General features: G+C 66.7%; 15 protein-coding genes and 1 pseudogene. 9 read left to right on the top strand and 7 right to left on the bottom strand.

Going from position 1 to position 20,311, the window contains the following annotated elements; genetic code table 11:
• Positions 1-1,177: 1,177 nt before the first annotated feature.
• The 4 genes from LGN17_RS10000 to LGN17_RS09985 all read right to left on the bottom strand — a co-directional run bounded on the left by LGN17_RS10000 (position 1,178) and on the right by LGN17_RS09985 (position 3,895).
• Positions 1,178-2,080 (bottom strand): ferritin-like domain-containing protein, encoded by a 903-nt coding sequence (locus LGN17_RS10000; RefSeq protein ID WP_226196336.1) that lies wholly within the window; start codon positions 2,078-2,080, stop codon positions 1,178-1,180.
• 95 nt (positions 2,081-2,175) lie between these two features.
• Entirely contained in the window at positions 2,176-2,394 is a 219-nt protein-coding gene (locus LGN17_RS09995; RefSeq protein ID WP_175954765.1) for a transcriptional regulator, read from the bottom strand.
• 234 nt (positions 2,395-2,628) lie between these two features.
• Positions 2,629-3,279, bottom strand: coding sequence for an NADPH-dependent FMN reductase (locus LGN17_RS09990; protein WP_027790596.1), 651 nt, complete (start codon positions 3,277-3,279; stop codon positions 2,629-2,631).
• Positions 3,280-3,589: 310 nt separating this feature from the next.
• Positions 3,590-3,895, bottom strand: a complete 306-nt coding sequence (locus tag LGN17_RS09985; RefSeq protein ID WP_226196334.1) for an NIPSNAP family protein — start codon at positions 3,893-3,895, stop codon at positions 3,590-3,592.
• Between the two features lie 279 nt (positions 3,896-4,174).
• Between LGN17_RS09985 and LGN17_RS09980 the strand changes: the two genes are divergently transcribed.
• From LGN17_RS09980 to LGN17_RS09970, 3 genes are all read left to right on the top strand, one after another.
• Positions 4,175-4,972 carry a GNAT family N-acetyltransferase gene (locus LGN17_RS09980; RefSeq protein ID WP_226196332.1) on the top strand — a complete coding sequence of 266 codons (798 nt, stop codon included), beginning with the start codon at positions 4,175-4,177 and terminating at the stop codon, positions 4,970-4,972.
• A gap of 311 nt (positions 4,973-5,283) precedes the next feature.
• A complete protein-coding gene (kdpB, locus tag LGN17_RS09975) occupies positions 5,284-7,341 on the top strand; it encodes a potassium-transporting ATPase subunit KdpB (protein ID WP_226196466.1) in 2,058 nt (685 codons plus the stop codon).
• Between the two features lie 64 nt (positions 7,342-7,405).
• Complete coding sequence (locus LGN17_RS09970) at positions 7,406-8,122, top strand: winged helix-turn-helix domain-containing protein (protein ID WP_226196329.1); 717 nt, start codon at positions 7,406-7,408, stop codon at positions 8,120-8,122.
• Here LGN17_RS09970 and LGN17_RS09965 read toward each other — a convergent pair.
• From LGN17_RS09965 to LGN17_RS09955, 3 genes are all read right to left on the bottom strand, one after another.
• Positions 8,113-8,760, bottom strand: coding sequence for a lytic transglycosylase domain-containing protein (locus tag LGN17_RS09965; RefSeq protein WP_226196327.1), 648 nt, complete (start codon positions 8,758-8,760; stop codon positions 8,113-8,115). The genes LGN17_RS09970 and LGN17_RS09965 overlap by 10 nt on opposite strands.
• Before the next feature lie 127 nt (positions 8,761-8,887).
• Positions 8,888-10,246 (bottom strand): DUF3999 domain-containing protein, encoded by a 1,359-nt coding sequence (locus LGN17_RS09960; protein WP_226196325.1) that lies wholly within the window; start codon positions 10,244-10,246, stop codon positions 8,888-8,890.
• Positions 10,243-13,638: a DUF2339 domain-containing protein gene (locus LGN17_RS09955; RefSeq protein ID WP_226196323.1), complete on the bottom strand. Its 3,396-nt coding sequence runs from the start codon at positions 13,636-13,638 to the stop codon at positions 10,243-10,245. The genes LGN17_RS09960 and LGN17_RS09955 overlap by 4 nt, the downstream gene beginning before the upstream one ends.
• Positions 13,639-13,960: 322 nt before the next feature.
• Here LGN17_RS09955 and LGN17_RS09950 point away from each other — a divergent pair.
• From LGN17_RS09950 to LGN17_RS09925, 6 genes and pseudogenes are all read left to right on the top strand, one after another.
• Positions 13,961-15,414, top strand: a pseudogene (locus LGN17_RS09950) (quaternary amine ABC transporter ATP-binding protein); the annotation flags it as partial.
• Positions 15,407-16,303: a choline ABC transporter permease subunit gene (gene choW, locus LGN17_RS09945; RefSeq protein WP_175954750.1), complete on the top strand. Its 897-nt coding sequence runs from the start codon at positions 15,407-15,409 to the stop codon at positions 16,301-16,303. The pseudogene LGN17_RS09950 and the gene choW, both read left to right, overlap by 8 nt.
• Before the next feature lie 106 nt (positions 16,304-16,409).
• Positions 16,410-17,408, top strand: coding sequence for a GlxA family transcriptional regulator (locus tag LGN17_RS09940; RefSeq protein WP_226196322.1), 999 nt, complete (start codon positions 16,410-16,412; stop codon positions 17,406-17,408).
• 98 nt (positions 17,409-17,506) lie between these two features.
• Entirely contained in the window at positions 17,507-18,454 is a 948-nt protein-coding gene (locus LGN17_RS09935; protein WP_175954746.1) for a choline ABC transporter substrate-binding protein, read from the top strand.
• A gap of 296 nt (positions 18,455-18,750) precedes the next feature.
• Positions 18,751-19,377 carry a trimeric intracellular cation channel family protein gene (locus LGN17_RS09930; RefSeq protein ID WP_226196320.1) on the top strand — a complete coding sequence of 209 codons (627 nt, stop codon included), beginning with the start codon at positions 18,751-18,753 and terminating at the stop codon, positions 19,375-19,377.
• Between the two features lie 370 nt (positions 19,378-19,747).
• Positions 19,748-20,308, top strand: a complete 561-nt coding sequence (locus tag LGN17_RS09925; RefSeq protein WP_226196318.1) for a PAAR domain-containing protein — start codon at positions 19,748-19,750, stop codon at positions 20,306-20,308.
• Positions 20,309-20,311: the final 3 nt, after the last annotated feature.

Here is a 20,311-nt window from a genome sequence, read left to right as displayed (position 1 = left end):
TCGTTAGAGGAATACTCCGTGCGCCCGCGTGAATCTCAAAATTGATGGGCGGAGTTTATTGGAGGAGGGTTTTTGTGATTGATAAAAAGTGATAAATGGTGGGTTTTGAAAGTTAAAGAATGGTTAATGCGTCGACTTCTGACGCATTGACTCAGAATGCATTTGAAGGTTGTAAGAATGTTTGATGTATGGTTTGTGGTCCCCTGGCTCATCGCATATTTCTTCATAAAAATCATATGGTTGCGGGAGTTTTGTGCGGTGGCCTACACATCTGGAGCCCTTATTCGTAAGACTAATGAAATAGCAAACGTTTGCGAGATGAGCAATCCTTTCACTCGCGTAATATTGGCCGAGGTGCTAATGGATAATGTTGTTGCTGCCTTGTTAATTTGTTAATTATGAATTTGAGTACTGATTTTCTATTGATTTTAATGATTATCCGTAAATCAATTTAATTTTAAATATCGAGCATCGGTCTGTGCTGATTTGCGCATCTCGTCCGCAGCGATGGTGCGCGTGGCGGGCATTCCGGGCCGGTTGCCCCGCCGAATGTGTAAAAAAGTGCTACGGGGCGATAGGTCGGACCGTCGTCATTCATATTTCAAACTTGTCCTATTGACTATTTCGGCAATGTGGTTAATCGCAAGGGGTACGAAAACGGAATGAATCCGTCAGGCAGGCGTGACCCGCGTCGGCGGTGCGCCCGTTCGCGACAGGTTGCTAAAGAGGCTGTCCGGCGTCGGCGACGACGTTCCGGAATCGTCAAATCCCGGGTGTGACAATCTGTCCGCGCGCGCCAAAGCACCGAAGAAAAAAGGGCGGGAATAAGTGCGTCAGGTGCGCCGCATTCGGCGGCTCGATGGCAGTCGGTGAGGTTCCACACCGCATGCGATGGGGAAATCTCGAGCGGGCGGCGGGCAGGGCAGCCCCGGCGATGCGGAAGCGCGGCGAACGCGTAGCGAAGTTCGAACGCGGCCCGGGCGCGGGCCATCGAACAGAACGGATGCGTCGATCGACGCGTATCGCTTGCGGCGCGGCCGGATGTGGGGGACGCAATTGTCTGCGATCCGGTCGGTGCGGGATTCAGGCCGGCCCGGTGTTTCGATCGTCGCGGGGCGTTACCCGGTTGCCCGACCGGATAACCAGGCAACCGGATTTTTGCCCCGACGCAGTTGCCTTACTTCTTCAGAAACCGCAGGGCAAACCGCGCCATGCGCGGCACGAACATCGGGCGCAGCAGACGCTTGTCGTAGCCGGCCATCCGCCGGTCGTTCTCGGCGAGACACAGTTCGATCAGCTCGCGCGGATTGAGCGCGTCGCCGATGTCGGCGGTGCCGGTCGCCGGGAAGTTCGCGTCACGTGCGACGCCGTCGGAATCGATGCCGCGCGCGATGCCGATGCGCTCCCGGATCAAATGCACCCACACGGCCGCGACCCGCGCGAAAAACCACGGCCGGCGCCACCACGGGAGTGAGCGCCAGTACCACGCATACCAGTTCACGAAGAACAGGATGTGGCGGCCTTCTTCCTGGATCACCGGCTCGAAGGTGTCGACGAGTTCGGGCGGGAAATAGCCGGAGCGCTGTGCGGAACGGAACAGGCCGAACGCGAAGAAGCTGTCGATGCATTCGCTGAAGCCCGTGACGATCCACCACCACTCGGGATCCTTCGGCGCAGGGTAGGCCGGCTCGGGGGCGAGCCGGATGCCGTATGCGTCGACGAGCTTCGACAGCACGACCTTGTGGCGCGCTTCCTCGTCGCCGTCCATCTCGAGCGCGCGGCGCAGCAGCGGATCGTCGATTGTCGCCGCATACGTTGCCACGCGGATCGATGCGCGGCCCTCGGTCTGCACCGCGATGTCCCAGATCGGCAGCGACGTGAGTCGTTTGAGCTCGGCGGGTGTGAGCGCCGGCCAGTCGATCACCGCCGGCTTGTACGGATTGTGTGTGTCGAGCAGCATGCGGCAGAACATCTGCATGTGCGCATCGGAACCGATCCGGACCGGACCTTGCCTCTCGAAGGTCCAGTTGCGCATTGCGTGATCTGCCGCTGCATGCTTTTCCTGCAGCGTGTCACTCATGGCTGTTGTCGTGCGATTACGGATCGAAAGATTCTTGCATAGCTTCCGTAATCGCGTATTTTCGAGCGGCCATGCGCACGCCGGCCAGGCGCGCGTCACGCGTGCGTATCGATCCAGAGGCGGCCCCAGCGGGACGCGTAGGCCAGCGCGTGCTCTTCCTCGAAGAAGAAATCGATTGCGTCGAACGAAACCGCGCGCGGCGACGGGCCGCCGCTCGCCTTCTCGATCGTCAGGTTGGCGGCGAACAGCCCGTTCGGCAACCGGGCGGCAGCGGGGGCGACTTCGTAGCCCTTGTAGCGGATCGTACGGTTCATGAGGTGCGCGGAGAAAGTTCGGAGGTTCAGCGTACGAAAACCCGCCCGCGGCGTGAACCAATCTTTCGGCCAATGCAAATCACGCAGCGAGCCGAATCGTTATCGGTACGGGGTACGGGGAAGGGCAGGCGGGGAGAGGCGTCGGCGTGCACGGCGCCGGGCCGTTCGTCCGAACGTGCACCGCCCGCGCCGGCGATCGTGGTCGGCCGGGCGCGGGCGGTGGAAGGCGGGGGATTACTGGTTGGCGATCTTCAGCACGGGCGCGAGTGCGTCGACCGATGCCGCATGCGAGGCCGCGCGATGCGATGCGAACGCGAGCGCGAACTCGGCCGCCTGCGTGCCGACCGTCTCGAGCTGCGCGACGACCTTCGGATCCGAGCAGCTGTCGGCGCTGTCGAAGCGCGTTTCGAGCGTGTTCACGGTCGCGCCGAACGGCGTCGGCCAGCCGCGCAGCGCATGCACGATCGAACGCAGCGACGTCAGCACGGTGCCGGCCGCCTGCCAGCCGTAGGCGGTGACGATCAGGCCGACCGCACGGCCGTCGAGATACGGGCGATCGTCCGCGCGCAGTTCCTCGAGCGTGTCGAGCGCGTTCTTCACGAGGCCGGAGACCCCGCCGTGATAGCCGGGCGTCGCGATGATGATCGCATCGGCCTGGCGCACGGCGTCGATCAGTTCGCGCTGCGCGTCGGTCAGCGTTTTGTGTTCGGGGGCGTAGTGCGGCAGCGTATGCAGGAACGGGCCGTCGAACAGCCGCGTGCGTGCGCCGGCCGCCTGCGCGCCGCGCAACGCGAACGACAGCGCGCGTTCGGTCGACGACGCTGCCCGGGTGGTACCGCCAATGCCGACGACGAACGGGCGGCGGTGTTGATCGAATGCAGTCAAGGGGCGCTCCTTGGGGATGGCTTGCCCGGCTAAGCACAGGCTTAAAACCAGATGGTAACGACCCCGCCACCACTCTGAAAACGACTTTTCGTTCTATCGATATGCCGGGCAGCAGGGGCAATCGTGTGCGCGGCCGCCCAGATCGATAGCAGAAATGCTTGGTTGGGACGGCGGGCGGCGGTCGATAAGATGGGCCCGTCTCCTCCATGATGTCTCTACTGACATGGGTTGGCCCCGCCGCGCGGATGCAGGCGGGGCTTTTTTTCGTCCCGGCCAGGAAAAGGGGCGCGATGTGCCGGGCCGTTGCCGGTTACGCGAACACCGGCCGGAAGAAGCTGCGTTCGTAGCTGACGATGCAGCGTGTTTCCTCGGCGTAGCGGAACGCGGCCTGGCAGGCCGGATCGTCCATCGAACGTTCGCGGTAGCGCTCGTATTCGGCGAGGCTCGGGAACGAGAACATGGCGAGCGCGATGTCGTTCGCCCCTTCGGACGGCAGGAAGTAGCCGTGATGCGTGCCGCCGAACTTTTCGACGAGCGGAATCCACATCTTGCCGTACGCTTCGAACTGGTCGAGCTTGTACGGATCGATGACGTAGCGAAGGAAGCAGGTGATCATGAGCGCGCTCGGTGAGGGAAGGAATCCTCGAGTCTGGAAGGCGCCGCCGCCGGTGTCAACGGCGCTCGCCGAAGCGTGATCCGGCCGCAGCGCGCATTGCTTGCGCAAACAACGATCGGTGCGCTTTCATGCGCTCGCCGCGGCGCACACGGCGGCGTGGCACGCACGGTCGAGACCGTCTCTCCCGCACGTATTTCCCCGAACTTTTACGACATTTTTTCTTGCGAGGGCGGCCGGCGCGCTCATAGACTTCGGGCATCCCAACCACGGAGCAAGGCAATGTCGATACCCTGGAACGCGATCGCCGAACACACACCTGCCGCGCCGCCTTCCGTGTGCGCCGATCGGGTGATCGTGCGGCGTTTCGATCCGGCCTTCGACAGCTATGCGCAACTCACGCCGATGCTGCATCGCGCGTTCGCGCGGCTCGGTGCGATGGGACTCAACTGCACGTGCGTCGACCAGAGCGAGGACGTCACGCGTCTCCGCGCGGAAGCGGGCGAGTGCTACGTGGCCGTGTGCGGCGGGCGCGTGATCGGCACGGCCACGCTGTATGCGACCGATCCGTCGTCGGCGTGCTCGCTGTACCGGCGCGAAGGCGTTGCGAGCGTGCGGCAGGTGGCGGTGGACCCCGATTGCCAGAGCCGCGGGATCGGCGCGTTGCTGCTGGCGTTCGCCGAACAGTGGGCCGCGCTGCGCGGCTACACGCTGCTCGCGCTCGATACGCCGCATCCCGCTTCGCACCTGCTCGCGTTCTACGGCGCACAGGGTTTCGACGTCGTCGACGTGATGCGCTTCGACGGCAAGCGCTATGACAGCGCGATCCTCTGCAAGCGGCCCGGCGCACAGGCCGCGCGCCGCATGTCGCCGGCATCGCCGGCGTCGCGCATGGCCGCGCGCGTGGCGGCCGTGCGGCGTCTCGCGCATGCGTTGCCGGCGCGGGTGGCCGCACTGGCCCGGCGCGACCTGCACGGGCGGCGTGGCGCAGGCTGGGCGGCACGACGCGCGGCCGGCGCCGCGAGTTGCCGCTCGTCGCCGTGGCGTCCGCGTCAGCACGGGCGCTACACGGTCGGCTGAACGCCACGCCCCCGGTTCGTTTTCCTGCTTTGCCGCGTAAACGCCGGATGAGCGGAGTGTGGCGCTCCCGCTCGTGTAAGGCCCTTGAGACACCTCCGCCGCGCCGCGGCGAAACGGACGTTTACGCGCTTTTTATACCCTGACGCGATCCTTTGCCGCGATCTTCACGCGAACCTTCATAAGATGGTTGCGTGGAAACGGAAGCCGCACGCGAGCATGCGCGGCGGTAAAGGAAACCCGCCATGTCTCTCTCGCCCGTGACAGGTCCGCGCCCCGAGCATCCGGGCCATGCGCGCACGCCCGCGCGCTCGATGTTCGATCCCGCGCTCGTGCGTCCGGCGATCGCCGATTCGTTCCGCAAGCTCACGCCGCGCACGCAGTTCCGCAACCCGGTGATGTTCTGCGTGTACGTCGGCAGCATCCTGACCACGATCCTGTGGATCGCCGCGTTGTTCGGCCAGGCCGAAGCGCCCGCCGGCTTTATCGTCGCGATCGCGCTGTGGCTGTGGTTCACCGTGCTGTTCGCGAACTTCGCCGAAGCGCTCGCGGAAGGGCGCTCGAAGGCGCAGGCCGCGTCGTTGCGCAGTGCGAAACACAACGTGGTCGCGAAAAAGCTCGCGGCGGCGCGTGCGAAGGCGGCCGTCGAAGTGATGGCATCGACCGACCTGCGCAAAGGCGACGTCGTGCTCGTCGAAACCGGCGACACGATCCCGGCCGACGGTGACGTGATCGAAGGTGTCGCGTCGGTCGACGAATCGGCGATCACCGGCGAATCCGCGCCGGTGATCCGCGAGGCGGGCGGCGATTTCTCGTCGGTGACGGGCGGCACGCGCGTGCTGTCGGACTGGATCGTCGTCAAGGTCACCGCGAACCCGGGCGAGGCGTTCCTCGACCGGATGATCGCGATGGTCGAGGGCGCGAAGCGCAAGAAGACGCCGAACGAAATCGCGCTGACGATCCTGCTCGTCGCGTTGACGATCGTGATGCTGCTCGCGACCGCCACCTTGCTGCCGTTCTCGACGTTCGCGGTCGACGCGGTGAAGGCCGGCCACGTGGTGACGATCACCGCACTGGTTGCACTGCTCGTGTGCCTGATCCCGACGACGATCGGCGGCCTCCTGTCCGCGATCGGCGTGGCCGGGATGAGCCGGATGATGCAGGCGAACGTGATCGCGACGTCGGGCCGTGCGGTCGAAGCGGCCGGCGACGTCGACGTGCTGCTGCTCGACAAGACCGGCACGATCACGCTCGGCAACCGCCAGGCATCGACGTTCGTGCCCGCGCCGTTCGTGACCGAGGAAGCGCTGGCCGATGCCGCGCAGCTGTCGTCGCTCGCCGATGAAACACCGGAAGGCCGCAGCATCGTCGTGCTTGCGAAGCAGCGTTTCAACCTGCGCGAGCGCGACTTGCAGGCGCTGCATCCGGTGTTCCTGTCGTTCAGCGCGCAGACGCGGATGAGCGGCGTCGACTTGCCCGGCCGCGAGATCCGCAAGGGTGCGGCCGATGCGATCCGGCATTACGTCGAGTCTCACGGTGGCCGCGTCACGCGCGAAGTCGACGCGGTCGTGACCGACATCGCGCGTCGCGGCAGCACGCCGCTCGCGGTGGCGGAGTGCGTCGACGGTGTCGCTCGCGTGCTCGGCGTGATCGAGCTGAAGGACATCGTGAAGGGCGGGATCAAGGAGCGCTTCGCGGAACTGCGCAAGATGGGCATCAAGACCGTGATGGTGACGGGCGACAACCGGCTGACGGCGGCGGCGATCGCGGCGGAAGCAGGGGTCGACGATTTCCTCGCGGAAGCGACGCCGGAAACCAAGCTCGCGACGATCCGCGAGCACCAGGCGGCCGGGCGTCTCGTCGCGATGACGGGCGACGGCACCAACGACGCGCCGGCGCTCGCGCAGGCCGACGTGGCGGTCGCGATGAACACCGGGACGCAGGCGGCAAAGGAAGCCGGCAACATGGTCGACCTCGACTCGAACCCGACGAAGCTGATCGAGATCGTCGAGATCGGCAAGCAGATGCTGATGACGCGCGGTTCGCTGACGACGTTCTCGATCGCGAACGACATCGCGAAGTATTTCGCGATCATCCCGGCCGCGTTCGCGACGACCTATCCGCAACTGCGTGTGCTCGACGTGATGCATCTCGCGTCGCCGGCGTCGGCGATCCTGTCGGCGGTGATCTTCAACGCGCTGATCATCGTCGCGCTGATCCCGCTCGCGTTGAAGGGCGTGCGCTATCGCCCGCTCGGCGCCGCGCCGCTGCTGCGCAGGAACCTGTTGCTGTACGGCCTGGGCGGCGTGCTGCTGCCGTTCCCGTTCATCAAGCTGATCGACGTGGTGCTGGTGGCATGCGGATGGGCCTGAGCATGGACGCGCACCGTGCGGCGTGCGCGAGCGCGCATGACGCGCCGGACGAAGGCGCTGCCGGATGAGCGAACCGACCGTCGTCATCGCGATCGTCGACGAAGACAGGTTCATCCGGCATTTCGTCCGTGTCGCGCTGAAGGCCGAACACATGCATGTGTGCGAGGCCGCGACCGGTGCGGCGGGCGTGACGGTGGTCGGCGCGCGCCGCCCCGACCTGATCGTCGCGGACACGAACCTGCGCGACATCGGCGGCACCGCGCTGATCCGTGCGCTGCGCGCGTGCTCGGCCGCGCCGCTGATCGTGCTGTCGGCGTTGAGTGCGGAAAGCGTCAAGGTGGCCGCGCTCGACGCGGGCGCGGATGACTATCTGACGAAGCCGTTCGGCGCGGCCGAATTGATCGCGCGAATTCGCGCGCACCTGCGGCGGCAGGCCGGCGGCGGGCGCCTCGATGCGGTCCGCGTGCGTTTCGGCGACGTGACCGTCGATCTCGGCGATCGCCAGGTGTTGCGTGGCGGGGCGCGCGTGCATCTCAGCCCGATCGAATTCCGCTTGCTGGCCGTGCTCGCGCATCATGCGAGCCAGCCGCTCACGCACGAGCGCCTGCTGAACGAGGTGTGGGGCGCGACGCATGGCAAGGATCCGCACTACCTGCGCGTGTATGTCGGCCACCTGCGGCGCAAGCTGGAGCCGGATCCGAGGCGGCCCGCGTACATCGTGACGGAGCCAGGCGTCGGCTACCGGCTGGCCGGCGTGCAGTCGCGACGCGCTCAGGGGTGAGTGTCCGTCCGCGGTTCGTTGCTCGCCATGTCGTTCGAACGGCGCAGCTGCGCATCGAATTGCTGCACGCGCAGCGCGACGCGCCGTGCATAGCGCGTCGTGCCGCCGTTGTAGCGCACGAGCGCGGTTTCGACGTCGCCGTCCGCATCGTCGAGATAGCCGCGGAAGATGGCCGCGCCGATTCGCACGTTGGTGGCCGGATCTGACAGGTCCTTGACGTGCGCGACGAGATCGCGATGGGCGGTGGGCAGCACCTGCATCAACCCGCGCGCGCCGGCGACACTGACCGCGTGGCGATCGAAGCCCGACTCGACCGCGATGATTGCGAGCAGCAGCGCCGGTGCAAGCCCGTAGCGATCCGATTCGGTCTGCACTGCGCGCGCGATCGTGCGCGCGTCGGCATACGCGACGTGAAAGCGGTTGCGCAGCGCCGTGACGATCGTGTCGAGGGTGGGAGGGAGCGACGCTTCGGTGGGGTTGGTGGCGGCGACGGGTGCCGCCGGCGTGTCGTCGGCATGGGCGGGCACGGCGATCGACAGCGACAGTGCGATCGGGCATAGCAGCAGAAGCCGCTTCAGCGGCCGGGCCGCGCGCAGGCGCGGTGCCGGCGGGTCATACGATGGATAGGTTTCCTGCATGTCGTCGCATCGTGGTTGCGATGCGACGACTGTACGCAGTTATGCATTGCGACCGTCGAAAGAATCCGGCACGCGGGATAAACGGCGCGTAAAGACGGGCGACGGGGGCGCGCATGACCGCGCGTCGTTACTCGTCGCGGCCGCGTGCATCGCCACCGCCTTTCGCGAGGCGCCATGCAATCGTGCCGAGCACGCCGACCGCGACGACCAGCGCGCCCCACAGCACGTAGCGGCGCGGTGCGTCCGTATCGGCCGCCGGCGCCGGCGCGACCGCCGATACCGGCAACGCCGGGCCGACGCGCGCCGGCCGTACTTCGGGCGCCATGCCGACCAGCAACGCGTCGCGGCTCACGGCCGACGATGCGAGCGACGCGTCACCGACGCCGAGCGTAAACGGCGGCGTGCCGCGCGCGACGAACGTCAGCGAGGCCGGATGCCAGCCGATCGCGACGGCCGGCTGGCCACCGCCGAATCCGCCGTTGCGCATGTCGACGACGATCCGCCACGCGCGATCCGTATTCGCCACGAATTCGAGCGGCGGATTGCGCTGCTCGCCGGCCTTGCCCTGCAGCCGGAACAGCACGGCGCCCGCAACGTCGCGCCACGGCGCCTGCGCGTCGGCGCGGCTCTGCAGTGTCGCCCGCGCGACGGTGTTCGGCTGCGGCAGGTCGATCCGCACGCGGTCGACCGGATACGCGCCATCGGTGTCGAACAGGTACTCGCCGGGCGAGCCGCCGGCCCGCACCCGCACGGCGTCGCGCCATTGGCGCGGGACGGACGCGGTGTCGGTCCCGCGCGCATCGCTAGGGTGCGTCTCGACGTCGATCGACGTCACCGCGGGCGCGCCGTCGAGCCAGTCGAGCCGCAGGTAGCGCGGCGCCGCGCCTTCGAGTGCGATGCGTTCCTGCACCAGCATGGTGTCGCCGTGGCCGACCTTCAGCAACTGCGTGCTGCCGAGCGATCGCCAGCTACGCAGGTCGTCGCTGGCTTCGACGGCGACACGCCCCTGGTAGCTGTCGTCGCCCACGTGCACCAGCAGCGCGTCGATGTCGCCGTCCGCACGCGACAGGTCGACGAGATCCGCGCCGTGCTTCGCGCGCACCGGTGCGGCGACGCCTGCGCGCAGCGCGCCGTCCGGGCCGACCGTCACGCCGAGCGGCGCGTTGCCGTTGTCGGTGCGGGCGGGCGGCAACGGAAACCAGTGCACCGGCGTGCGTTTCGGCGGGACGGCGGGCGCGGCGGCCGCGGGTGCGTCGAGCGAATACGGCACCGGTTCGCCCGCGCCGTTGAAGATACGCACGTCGCCGAGATCGTCGCGCCGGCTCGCCGCGTAGACGGGCTGCGGCACGGTGAGCTGGTAATAAGCGGCGGCGCCGTCGAGGTCGAGCGAGAAGCGCTGCGCGACGTGCCCGGCGCCCGGCGTGCCGTCGGCGGCCGCGAACGACGCGAGCAGGCTCAATCCGAGCAGGGCGGCGAGTCGTTTCATGCGTTGTCGTCCTGCTGCGCGGCGGCCTTCGGCGGCAGCGGCGAGAAATAGCCGATCAACAGCAGCAGCACGCCGATGCCGATGAACGACACGATGCGCTCGATGCCGGTGACGTGCGACAAGTCGAACAGGAACAGCTTGACGACCGTGAGCGCGAGCAGCGCGGCGCCGACGAACCACAGCGGACGCAGCCCGCGGCGTGTGGCCCAGATCGTGATCGCGAGCGCGCAGAGCGTCCAGTACACGGACACCGACGCCTGCACGAGCGTCGATTCCGCCATCGCGCCGAGTTCATAAGGGACGCCGGCCCAGTGATGCAGCGTGCGCAGCAGGATCGCGTTCAGCCACAGGAACGCGGTCGCACCGGCCGCACTCAGCAGCTCGACGCGATATTTGCCGAACGACCAGCCGAGCTTGCTTGCGCGCACGAACCACGACGCGGCGAGTGCGTAGACCACCACGAGCACGAGGTCGAGCGGGTTGAAGAGCGGCACGCGCGCCCAGCTTCCGCCGTCCTGCGTGAAGTTCGCGTAGAAGGTCCACACCCACATCACGACGATGAGCGGCAGCGATGCAAGCGCGCACACGCGGGCGATGCCGTCGCGACGCGTCAGCCACATCCCGGCGAACGCAAACAGGCTCCAGCCGACCATGAACACCTGCTGGATGCCGAACGACGACAGCACGGTATCGATGTCGTAGACCAGGTGGAAGCGCTGATGCAGCGTGCGCAGCATCAGTGCGTTGAACCACAGGAACACGGTGGCGATGGCCGCGTAGTCGACGACGCGCGGATGCCACGCGATGCCGAGCGTCCGCAGCCGGCGCAGCCACACGGCGAACGCGACGAACACCAGGCACTGCGCGATGTCGAGCGGGTTGAGCAGCGGCAGCCAGAAGAGCGGCGCCGCATTGCCGTCGCTGATCACGCTGGCGAGGCTCCACAGCCACAGCAGCGCGGCGAGCGGTGCCGCGCCCCACACCTGGTACGCACGCGGAAACGCCGCGACGGGCCAGCGCAGCCGCGAGCCGGGGCCCGACACCAGCAGGAGCAGCGCACCGAAGCCGTAGGCCCACGCGCTCCAGCTCCACGCGCCTTCGGGCACGTACGCGCGCAGGCGCCAGAAGCCTTCGAGCGACAGCAGCCCGCACACGGTCCAGAACATCAGCGTATGCAGCGGCGCGACGATGCCTGCCGAAATGGATTGCGCGACGCCGGGCGCCGCGCCTTTCACGGCATCGGCGCCTGCCGTGCCGCGCGACTGGCGCCACAGCAGCGCAAGGCCCGCGCCGACGGCGACCGGCCATGCGAACGCGCCCATCCCCGACAGCGGCGCTTCGTGTGCATCGAACGCACGCAGCGCGAGCAGCGCCAGTACCGGCGTCAGCGCGAGTGCGGGCCATTCGGCGAGCGGCCACGCGAGCCGGCGGCGCGCGACATGCGCGAGCCACGCGGTGCCGGCCGCGAACAGCGCAGTCGTATCGACGACGAAGCGGTCGGCATGCAGGTCGACGTGACGGCTCGCGTACACGAGGATCTCGTGCAGGCCGCCGCTCACCCACCACAGCAGCCCCCACGCGGCGGCGGCGGCACCGATCTCGGGCATCCATGCACGCCACGCGCGCGCTTCGCCGCGCCCGTGCAGCCACCAGCCGGTGAACAGGCCGGCGAGCGCGATCAGCAGCATCGCGATGTACGGGCTGTTGAGCACCGGCAGCGCGGCGGCGTCGGCCGGCCCGAGCAGGCTCGTGAAGAACGCGCCGGCCGCGGCAACCTGCATCAGCAGGCCGAAGCCGAACCGCAGCATGCGCTTCTCGCGCACGCCGAGCCAGACGACGGCCGCGCCTTCGATCGCCCACGCCGCGCTGGTCGTCGGGCCCGAGAACGCGAGCGGCACGGCCAGCGTCGCGAAGATCACCGCGAGCGCGAGCGTGGATTCGAACAGCAGCGCGAGGCGGTCGCGGCGCCGCGCGAGCCACGCGGTGACCGCGACGTAGAACGCCGACAGCGCGATGGCGCTCCACGCGAGCCCGAACGGCATGTCCTTCACGAGCGATGCCTGCAGCGCGGTCGCGACGATCGGCGTGCCGAACACGAGCGTGCCGTCCACGTAGTGCCGCAGCGCGAGTTCGCGCTTCACCGCATACAGCAGCGCGATGCCGACATACATCAGGAAGAACAGGATGAGGAACGGCTCGGTGCTCGCGAACAGCGCGGGGCGGTAGGCCGTCACGCCCCACGCCGAGCCGATCGTGAACGTGAACACGAAACCGAGCAGGTTCAGCGGACGCCACGCCTTGAACCAGGCGATCGCGAAGATGCCCGCGTTCAGCAGCGCGTAGTAGCTGAACAGCGCGACATGGTTCCCCTGGCCGGTCGACAGCAGCACCGGCGCGAGAAAGCCGCCCGCGGTGCCCATGAACGCGAGCGGCAGCGCGTTCTGCCGCACCGCGAGGAACGCGCTCAGCGCGCACACCGCGACCATCAGCGGGAACGCGGCGCCGACGGGCAGCAGCGCGTACAGCTTGGTCGCGGCGAAGATCGTCAGGTACAGGATGCCGACACCGCCGCCCTGCAGCACGAGCCCGTACGCCGCGCGGCGCGCACGCACGCGCCAGCCGATCGCGAGCAGCGCGGCCGCGGCAAGCGCGGTCCCCGCGAGGCGGAATTCGATCGGCAGCATGTTGTTGTCGGCCGCGTACTTGAGCAGGAACGCGACGCCGAAGAACAGCACGATGATCCCGACGCGCACGACCGTGTTGCCGCCGAGTAGCCAGTCGCGCGCGGCGCGGAATGCGCGCTCGGCGATGTCGGGTTCGCGCGGCTTGGGCGGTGCGGGGGGCGCCGACGGTGCGGGAGCCGGGGCGGCCGGCATTTCGCTCGCGCGGATCGCGGCGGCCGGTGTCGGCGCAGGCGTGGCGGCGCGAACCGGCGCGGGAACCGGCGCCGATGCGGTCGCCGGTGCGGCGGCCGGCTGGGCAGGCGCGCGCGGCGGCAGGGCGGCCGCAGGCGTGGCGGGTGCGGATGGCGGGACAGATGCAGCGGCCGTGCCGGTGGGTGTGTGCACTGCCGCGTCAGTCGTGGCCGAACCGGCCTTCGCGCCGGCGAGCTGGCCGCGCAGCGACGCGACTTCGCGCGTCAGCGTCTCGACGGTCGCTTCAAGGCGCGCGACGCGCTCGGCCAGTGGAACCGGCGGCTGGGCGGGCGGCGGCTGCATCGCGAACGTGTCGGGTGTCGCGCCCTTGGCCTTGCGCTTGCGCTGCTGCCGTGTGTTGTCGAGGCAGAACCCGATCGCGGCGCCGAGCAGTGCGCCGTAGACGGCGGAGAAATTCCCGATCAATGCGGCAATCCCGCCCACGATGAAGCCGATTGCGGTAAAAGCCCAGTTCATTTCGCCTTGCTCCCTCTCTCGTATCGTTATCGGCCTGCGATCGGATGTGTGCCGATCGAGGCGGTATCGGCATGGCCGGCAGGCGAACCGGCATGCGCTGCTGACCATGGTGGCCGCGTGGCGGCCTGCGTCGCGATCAGCCTGTTGGCGGGGAATGTATCACAGCGGTCGTCGCGGATTTTCCGGGTTGACGCGGTATCGTGGCATGCGCCGTCCGGTGTCGTCGCGCGGCTTTTTGCACGGTCATGCTTTTTACGGGTGGAGGCGATGCGCTTTCGTTTGAGCAGATCGGCGCGCGATCGGACGTGAAATTGTCGTAAAGCGACGCGTGCCCGATGCGAATTGGCGCAAGGCGCGACGCGATATGCGCCGCGCTGCTGCGCACAAGTCAGGCGCGCGATGCCCGTCGTTGCTGGCCTTGCGCGTATTGCGCCGCCGCAATCGGGTGCCGCCGCGTGCTGCGGGCCGCCCGGCGGGGCTGGAGGCCGTGTCGTATTTGCGCAAGCGTTTGTCGTAATTCGTCGGCAGGTCGGGGTTTTTTCTGGCAACTATGTAGGCACGTTGAGTGACACGCGTGAGTCCCCGCTACACGAGGAGAAGGTTTCGATGGATGCCCCCAAGGTCGTAGTCGAAGGTCTGTGCAAGGTATTTGGAAGTAACCCGCAGCAGGCGCTCGACATGCTCGCCGCCGGTGCGACGAAGGATGACGTGCTCAAGCGCACCGGCCAGGTCGTCGGCGTGCACAACGTTTCCTTCGATGTGCAGGAAGGCGAAATTTTCGTGCTGATGGGCCTGTCCGGCTCCGGCAAATCCACGCTGATCCGCCTCGTGAACCGCCTCGTCGACCCGAGCGCGGGCAAAGTGATGATCGACGGGCTCGACGTTGCGTCGGCGCGCCGCTCGGCGCTCACCGCGCTGCGCCGCAAGGACATGAGCATGGTGTTCCAGTCGTTCGCGCTGATGCCGCACCGCTCCGTGGTGTCGAATGCCGCGTTCGGCCTGGAAGTCGCGGGCGTCAGCAGGAAGGAACGCGAGCGCCGCGCGATGGAAGTGCTCGAGCAGGTCGGCCTCGCGCCGTTTTCGCAGAAGCTGCCGTCCGAGCTGTCGGGCGGCATGCAGCAGCGCGTCGGCCTCGCCCGCGCGCTGGCCGTGAACCCGTCGCTGATGATCATGGACGAGGCGTTCTCCGCACTCGATCCGCTCAAGCGCCGGGAAATGCAGGATGTGCTGCTGCAACTGCAGAAGGAACAGCGCCGCACGATCATGTTCGTGTCGCACGATCTGGAGGAAGCGCTGCGCATCGGCAACCGCATCGCGATCATGGAGGGCGGCCGTCTCGTGCAGGTCGGCACGCCGCAGGACATCATCGCGAACCCGGCCGACGATTACGTGCGCGCGTTCTTCGACGGCATCGACACCAGCCGCTACCTGACGGCCGGCGACCTGATGCAGACGGGCGCCGTGCCGACCATGTCGAAGTGCGATGCCGCGAACGTCGCGGCATCGCTGAACGGCAGTGCCGAATACGCGTTCGTGCTCGACGGCGAACGCAAGATCCGCGGCTTCGTCACGCGCGATGCGATCGGTCAGGCCACGCCGTCCGTGCGGCCGATCGAAAGCATCCGGCGCGATGCGTCGCTCGAACATGTCGTCGCGCGTGTGGTCGCGAGCCCGAATGCACTGCCGGTCGTCGACGACGACGGCTGCTACTGCGGCTCGGTCGATCGTGCGCTCATCCTGAAGGCCATCACGCGTTCGCGAGGTTCCCATGTCTGAAATGATTCCGCTCGGTACCTGGGTCGACCAGTCCGTTCACTATCTGCTCGACCACGACGCCAAGACGTTCGACACGATCGGCCAGGCGATCGAGGGGCTCGCGGCATTCGTCGAGCACGGCCTGCAGGCGATCCCGATGTGGATGATGATGGCCATCTTCATCGGCGTCGGGTTGTGGCGGGTGGGCTGGCGCTTCGCGCTGTTCACCACCGCATCGCTGCTGCTGATCTTCGCGACCGGCTTCTGGGACCAGACCGTCATCACGCTCGGCCTCACGCTGTCGTCGACGATCATCAGCCTCGTGCTCGGCATCCCGCTGGGCATCTGGGCCGCGAAGAGCAAGTGGGTCGCCGCGACCGTGCGCCCGATCCTCGACCTGATGCAGACGATGCCCGCGTTCGTCTACCTGATTCCGGCTGCCATGCTGTTCGGTCTCGGCCGCGTGCCGGGGATCCTGTCGACGGTGATCTTCGCGATGCCGCCTGCGGTGCGACTGACGAGCCTCGGTATCCGCCACGTGAACCGCGAGATCGTCGAAGCCGGCCAGGCCTTCGGCTGCACGCCGTGGCAGTTGCTGTACAAGGTGCAGTTCCCGAATGCGCTGCCATCGATCATGCAGGGCGTGAACCAGACGATCATGATGGCGCTGTCGATGGTGATCATCGCGTCGATGGTTGGCGCGGGCGGCCTCGGCAATGACGTGCTCGCCAGTATCCAGCGCCTCGACATCGGCCTCGGTTTCGAAAGCGGTTTGTCGGTCGTGCTGCTCGCGATCATTCTCGACCGCATCACCGAAAGCTTCGGCCGTGCCCCGGGCACCGTGAAGGCGCCGCTGTTCTCGGGCCTCAAGCAGCTGTTTCGCGTGAAGGCCGCCCCCGCACAGGCCTGACCTCCGGCGGCCGGCGCCCCCGGCCGCTCACCCAAAAATGAACAACGGCTTCCGCGGCATATGCCGCGGGGCTGGCCCCCTGCAACCTCCTCGCCAGGAGACCGATGTGACGTCCGCCGTCGCTGCCGCGCCCGCCGCCTGCGTTTCACCGGTTTCGTCCCTCGCCCATTTCGGCTTCCTGACGCTGCCGAACTTCTCGATGATCGCGTTCTCGAGCGCCGTCGAAGTGCTTCGGATGGCGAACTACGTCGGGCGCGCCGATCACTACCAGTGGTCGATCTACTCGCTCGACGGCCGCCCGGTGCACGCCAGCAACGGCATCGCGGTACGGCCTACGCAAGCGCTCGACTACACGAACCTGCCCGACGTGATGATCGTGTGCGGCGGCATCCACATCCGCGACGTGGTCGACGAGGGTGCGCGCGATACGCTCGCGGCGCTCGCCGAACGCGGCCTGCCGCTCGGCGGCATCTGCACGGGCGCGTATGCGCTGATGTCGAGCGGGTTGCTCGACGGCTATCGCTGCACCGTGCACTGGGAGAACCTGTCCGCGTTGCATGCCGAGTTTCCGCACGTTGGTTTCGCCGACGAATTGTTCGTCGTCGACCGCGACCGGCTGACCTGCACCGGCGGCACCGCGCCGCTCGACCTGATGCTGAACCTCGTCGGCACGCGGTTCGGCCAGCAGCTGGCCGCGCAGGTTTCCGAGCAGTTCATCCTTGAGCGCATCCGCAGCTCGACCGATACGCAGCCGATTCCGGTCGATGCGCGCGTCGGCTTCTCGCGGGCGGAGCTGATCGAGGTCGTGCGGTTGATGGAGGCGAACATCGAGGAGCCGCTGTCGCTCGAGGAGCTCGCGCGGCTCGTGCGGTTGTCGCAGCGGCATCTGCAGCGCATGTTCAAGGTGTACCTGAACGTGTCGCCCACCCACTATTACCTGACGCTGCGCTTGAAGCGCGCGCGCGACCTGCTGCGCACGACCGACGCGTCGATCGCGCGCGTGACGACGGTCTGCGGTTTTCATTCGCCATGCCATTTCAGCAAGGCCTACCGTGCGCAGTTCGGCCACGCGCCGAGCTACGAGCGCCGGTTGCCGGGGCGCTGACCGAATCGATGGTCCGCGCCGCCGCCGGGATCGCGGCGCGCGGCTTCAATAAACGATCCCGCATTCAAGCAAACGACATCACTTTGAGGAGAAGCAAGATGAAGCGCCTATTGATCGCAGCCGTGTGCGGGATCGGGGTAACCGCGCCGATGTCGGCCGTGTATGCGGCCGATCCGCCCGTGTGCAAGAACGTGCGCTTCGCGGACGTCGGCTGGTCCGACATCGCGGCGACCACGGGCCTCGCGTCGACGATGCTGGAGGGGCTCGGCTACAGCCCGACGAAGACGATCGCCTCGGTGCCGATCACGTTCGCCGGCATCAAGAGCAAGCAGATCGACGTGTTCCTCGGCTACTGGTCGCCGACGATGGACCCGATCATCCAGCCGTTCACGAAGGCCGGCACGATCAAGGTGCTCTCGACGCCGAACCTGACCGGCGCGAAATACACGCTCGCGGTGCCTGACTACGTGTACCAGGGCGGCCTGAAGTCGTTCGCGGATATTCAAAAGTACGCGGACAAGCTGAACGGCAAGCTCTACGGGATCGAACCGGGTAACGACGGCAATGCGCTGATCAAGAAGATGATCGACGGCAACCAGTTCGGCCTCGGCAAGTTCAAGCTGGTCGAGTCGAGCGAGGCCGGGATGCTGGTCGAGGTGAATCGCGCGATCCGCAACAAGCAGTGGATCGTGTTCCTGGGCTGGGAGCCGCATCCGATGAACGTGCAGATGAAGATCGACTACCTGACCGGCGGCGACGACGTGTTCGGCCCGAACTATGGCGAAGCGAAGGTGCTGACGGCGACGCCGCCCGACTACTCGCAGCGCTGCCCGAACGTCGCGAAGTTCGTGTCGAACCTGCAGTTCACGACGTCGATCGAGAACCATGTGATGGTGCCGATCATGAACAAGGAAGATCCGAACAAGGCGGCGGCCGAGTGGCTGAAGGCGAACCCGCAGGCGCTCGACAAGTGGCTCGCGGGCGTGACGACGCTCGACGGCAAGCCGGGCCTGCCGGCGGTGAAGGCTTATCTCGGCGTGCATTGAGCGAGGTGCGCCGGGCTTCACGGTCCTGACCGGAAGCCCGGCGAGCGTTCGAGCCGGCGGAAGCAGGGTGCGCATCCTGTTTCCGCCGGCTTTTTGCGTTTGGCTTCACGCGCGACCCGTCGGTAAGAGGCCGATGCGCTAGACTGCTCGATCCCGATCGAGGAGACGGCCATGATCCGCAACACGCGTGATGTATCCGGATGGCGAGAGAAAGACGGCAGGCGGCTGAACGGCACGTCCGCTTGTGTCGACACAGGCCGCCACCGGACGACGCAGCACCCCGACGGCGCTTTCGCATGAAGCGTATCGAGCAAGTGGTGCTTGCCGCCGATCTCGCGGGCACGGTGGTGTTCGCGATCGAGGGCGCCAATGCGGCGATCGGTGCCGGACTCGACCTGTTCGGGGTCATGGTGTTGTCGCTCGTCGTCGCACTCGGCGGCGGCGTAATCCGCGATCTGCTGATCGGCGCACGGCCGCCGAGCGCTGTGAGCGACTGGCGCTATCCGGCGCTCGCGTTCGCTTCAGGTCTGTTCGCGTTCGTGTTTCATGAGCGGGTCGCCGCGTTTTCTCCATCGCTGCTCACGACGCTCGATGCGGCCGGCCTCGCGTTGTTCGCGGTCGCGGGCGCGGTGAAGGCGCTCGAATTCCGGGTTCACCCGTTCATCGCGACGCTGATGGGCGCCGTGACCGGCTGTGGCGGCGGGGTCGTTCGCGATGTCCTGCTCGCGCGGGTGCCGGTCGTCCTGGTCACGGATATTTATGCGAGCGCGGCGCTGCTCGGCGCGGTGTGCGTCGTGTCGTGCAGGCGGCTCGGTTGTCCGCCGATCGTCGCGGCCGTGCTGGGCGGTGTTGCATGCTTTGCGGTGCGGATGGCGGCGGTGCGCTTCGGCTGGCAATTGCCAAAAATCGCCACTGGTGCGTGAGCGTACGACTCCTTCGCCGTCGCCGGCACATACGAACGCGCGTTTTCCTCGTGTTCAGGGCTCTTCGTATGCTGGCCCGGTGCTCCGTTCGAACAGAGCTTAAATTGAGCGATGAAAGTATAAGAAAATTAGTTATCCGAATTTCGAACTCGTATGATTGAAAACCCCTTCCGAATCGTGCATTTTAGTGGGAGTCAATTGCATCAGTTTCACGAAGGGGAATCCGGATGCAGCACAAGCAGAAAATACTTGCGCATTCATCGACTGTCGTCGGCTCACCTGCCCGGTGCGGCGGGCCGGGCAACGAGACCATCAGTTGCCTGATGGTCGTCGTGCTTGCAATCGCATGCATTGAACGGCGGGATCGCGCATGATCCGCTACTTCCTCGCCCAAGGTGACCGAGGTGGCAGTGCGACGATCACGGAAGGCCTGCCGACCGTCACCTGTTCCAACCCGCCGCCGCGCGTGCATATCGCTACGCTGGGCATGAAAACCTACTGTACCGCTTGCGGGCAGAACGGATTTATCGCGTCGAAAGGGCCGCGATGGCCTGGAACCGGGCCGAACGGCAAACCGTGGGCGTTGAGTGGCGACGTCAACGTTTGTGGATGCAACCCGCCGCCCGTCTTTTATGCCGAGCGCGGCATGAAGATGATATTCACGGCAGGGCAGGTGGATGCATTGACTGAACCGATCCGAAATCACCCTGAATCAGCGTTCGCGACCAACGACGAGCACGACGAGCAGTATGTCTTGTGTGATGAGCGAAGCGGTAGGCCGCTTGTACATGTTCAGTACCGCATATACACAACCTCGGGTCGGGTCTTCAGCGGTGTCACGGATTTCGAGGGAAACACCCAGCGTATAGCTACGCGCCGCGCCGAAAAACTGAGGCTCGAGGTCATGGAGAACAATGACAATGCCCGGTAACGA

Origin of the sequence: Burkholderia sp. AU30280 (genome assembly GCF_020420125.1) — a bacterium.
Lineage (GTDB): Bacteria > Pseudomonadota > Gammaproteobacteria > Burkholderiales > Burkholderiaceae > Burkholderia.
This window is presented reverse-complemented; position numbering and strand designations above follow the sequence as displayed.

Bases quoted from the DNA above. Each gene is read 5' to 3' on its own strand.
- LGN17_RS10000 (WP_226196336.1), bottom strand. From the start codon at position 2,080: ATGAGTGACACGCTGCAGGAAAAGCATGCAGCGGCAGATCACGCAATG.
- LGN17_RS09970 (WP_226196329.1), top strand. From the start codon at position 7,406: ATGAGCGAACCGACCGTCGTCATCGCGATCGTCGACGAAGACAGGTTC.
- LGN17_RS09955 (WP_226196323.1), bottom strand. From the start codon at position 13,638: ATGAACTGGGCTTTTACCGCAATCGGCTTCATCGTGGGCGGGATTGCC.
- LGN17_RS09935 (WP_175954746.1), top strand. From the start codon at position 17,507: ATGAAGCGCCTATTGATCGCAGCCGTGTGCGGGATCGGGGTAACCGCG.
- LGN17_RS09965 (WP_226196327.1), bottom strand. From the start codon at position 8,760: ATGCAGGAAACCTATCCATCGTATGACCCGCCGGCACCGCGCCTGCGC.
- kdpB (WP_226196466.1), top strand. From the start codon at position 5,284: ATGTTCGATCCCGCGCTCGTGCGTCCGGCGATCGCCGATTCGTTCCGC.
- LGN17_RS09980 (WP_226196332.1), top strand. From the start codon at position 4,175: ATGTCGATACCCTGGAACGCGATCGCCGAACACACACCTGCCGCGCCG.
- LGN17_RS09930 (WP_226196320.1), top strand. From the start codon at position 18,751: ATGAAGCGTATCGAGCAAGTGGTGCTTGCCGCCGATCTCGCGGGCACG.
- LGN17_RS09995 (WP_175954765.1), bottom strand. From the start codon at position 2,394: ATGAACCGTACGATCCGCTACAAGGGCTACGAAGTCGCCCCCGCTGCC.
- LGN17_RS09960 (WP_226196325.1), bottom strand. From the start codon at position 10,246: ATGAAACGACTCGCCGCCCTGCTCGGATTGAGCCTGCTCGCGTCGTTC.
- LGN17_RS09925 (WP_226196318.1), top strand. From the start codon at position 19,748: ATGATCCGCTACTTCCTCGCCCAAGGTGACCGAGGTGGCAGTGCGACG.
- choW (WP_175954750.1), top strand. From the start codon at position 15,407: ATGTCTGAAATGATTCCGCTCGGTACCTGGGTCGACCAGTCCGTTCAC.
- LGN17_RS09985 (WP_226196334.1), bottom strand. From the start codon at position 3,895: ATGATCACCTGCTTCCTTCGCTACGTCATCGATCCGTACAAGCTCGAC.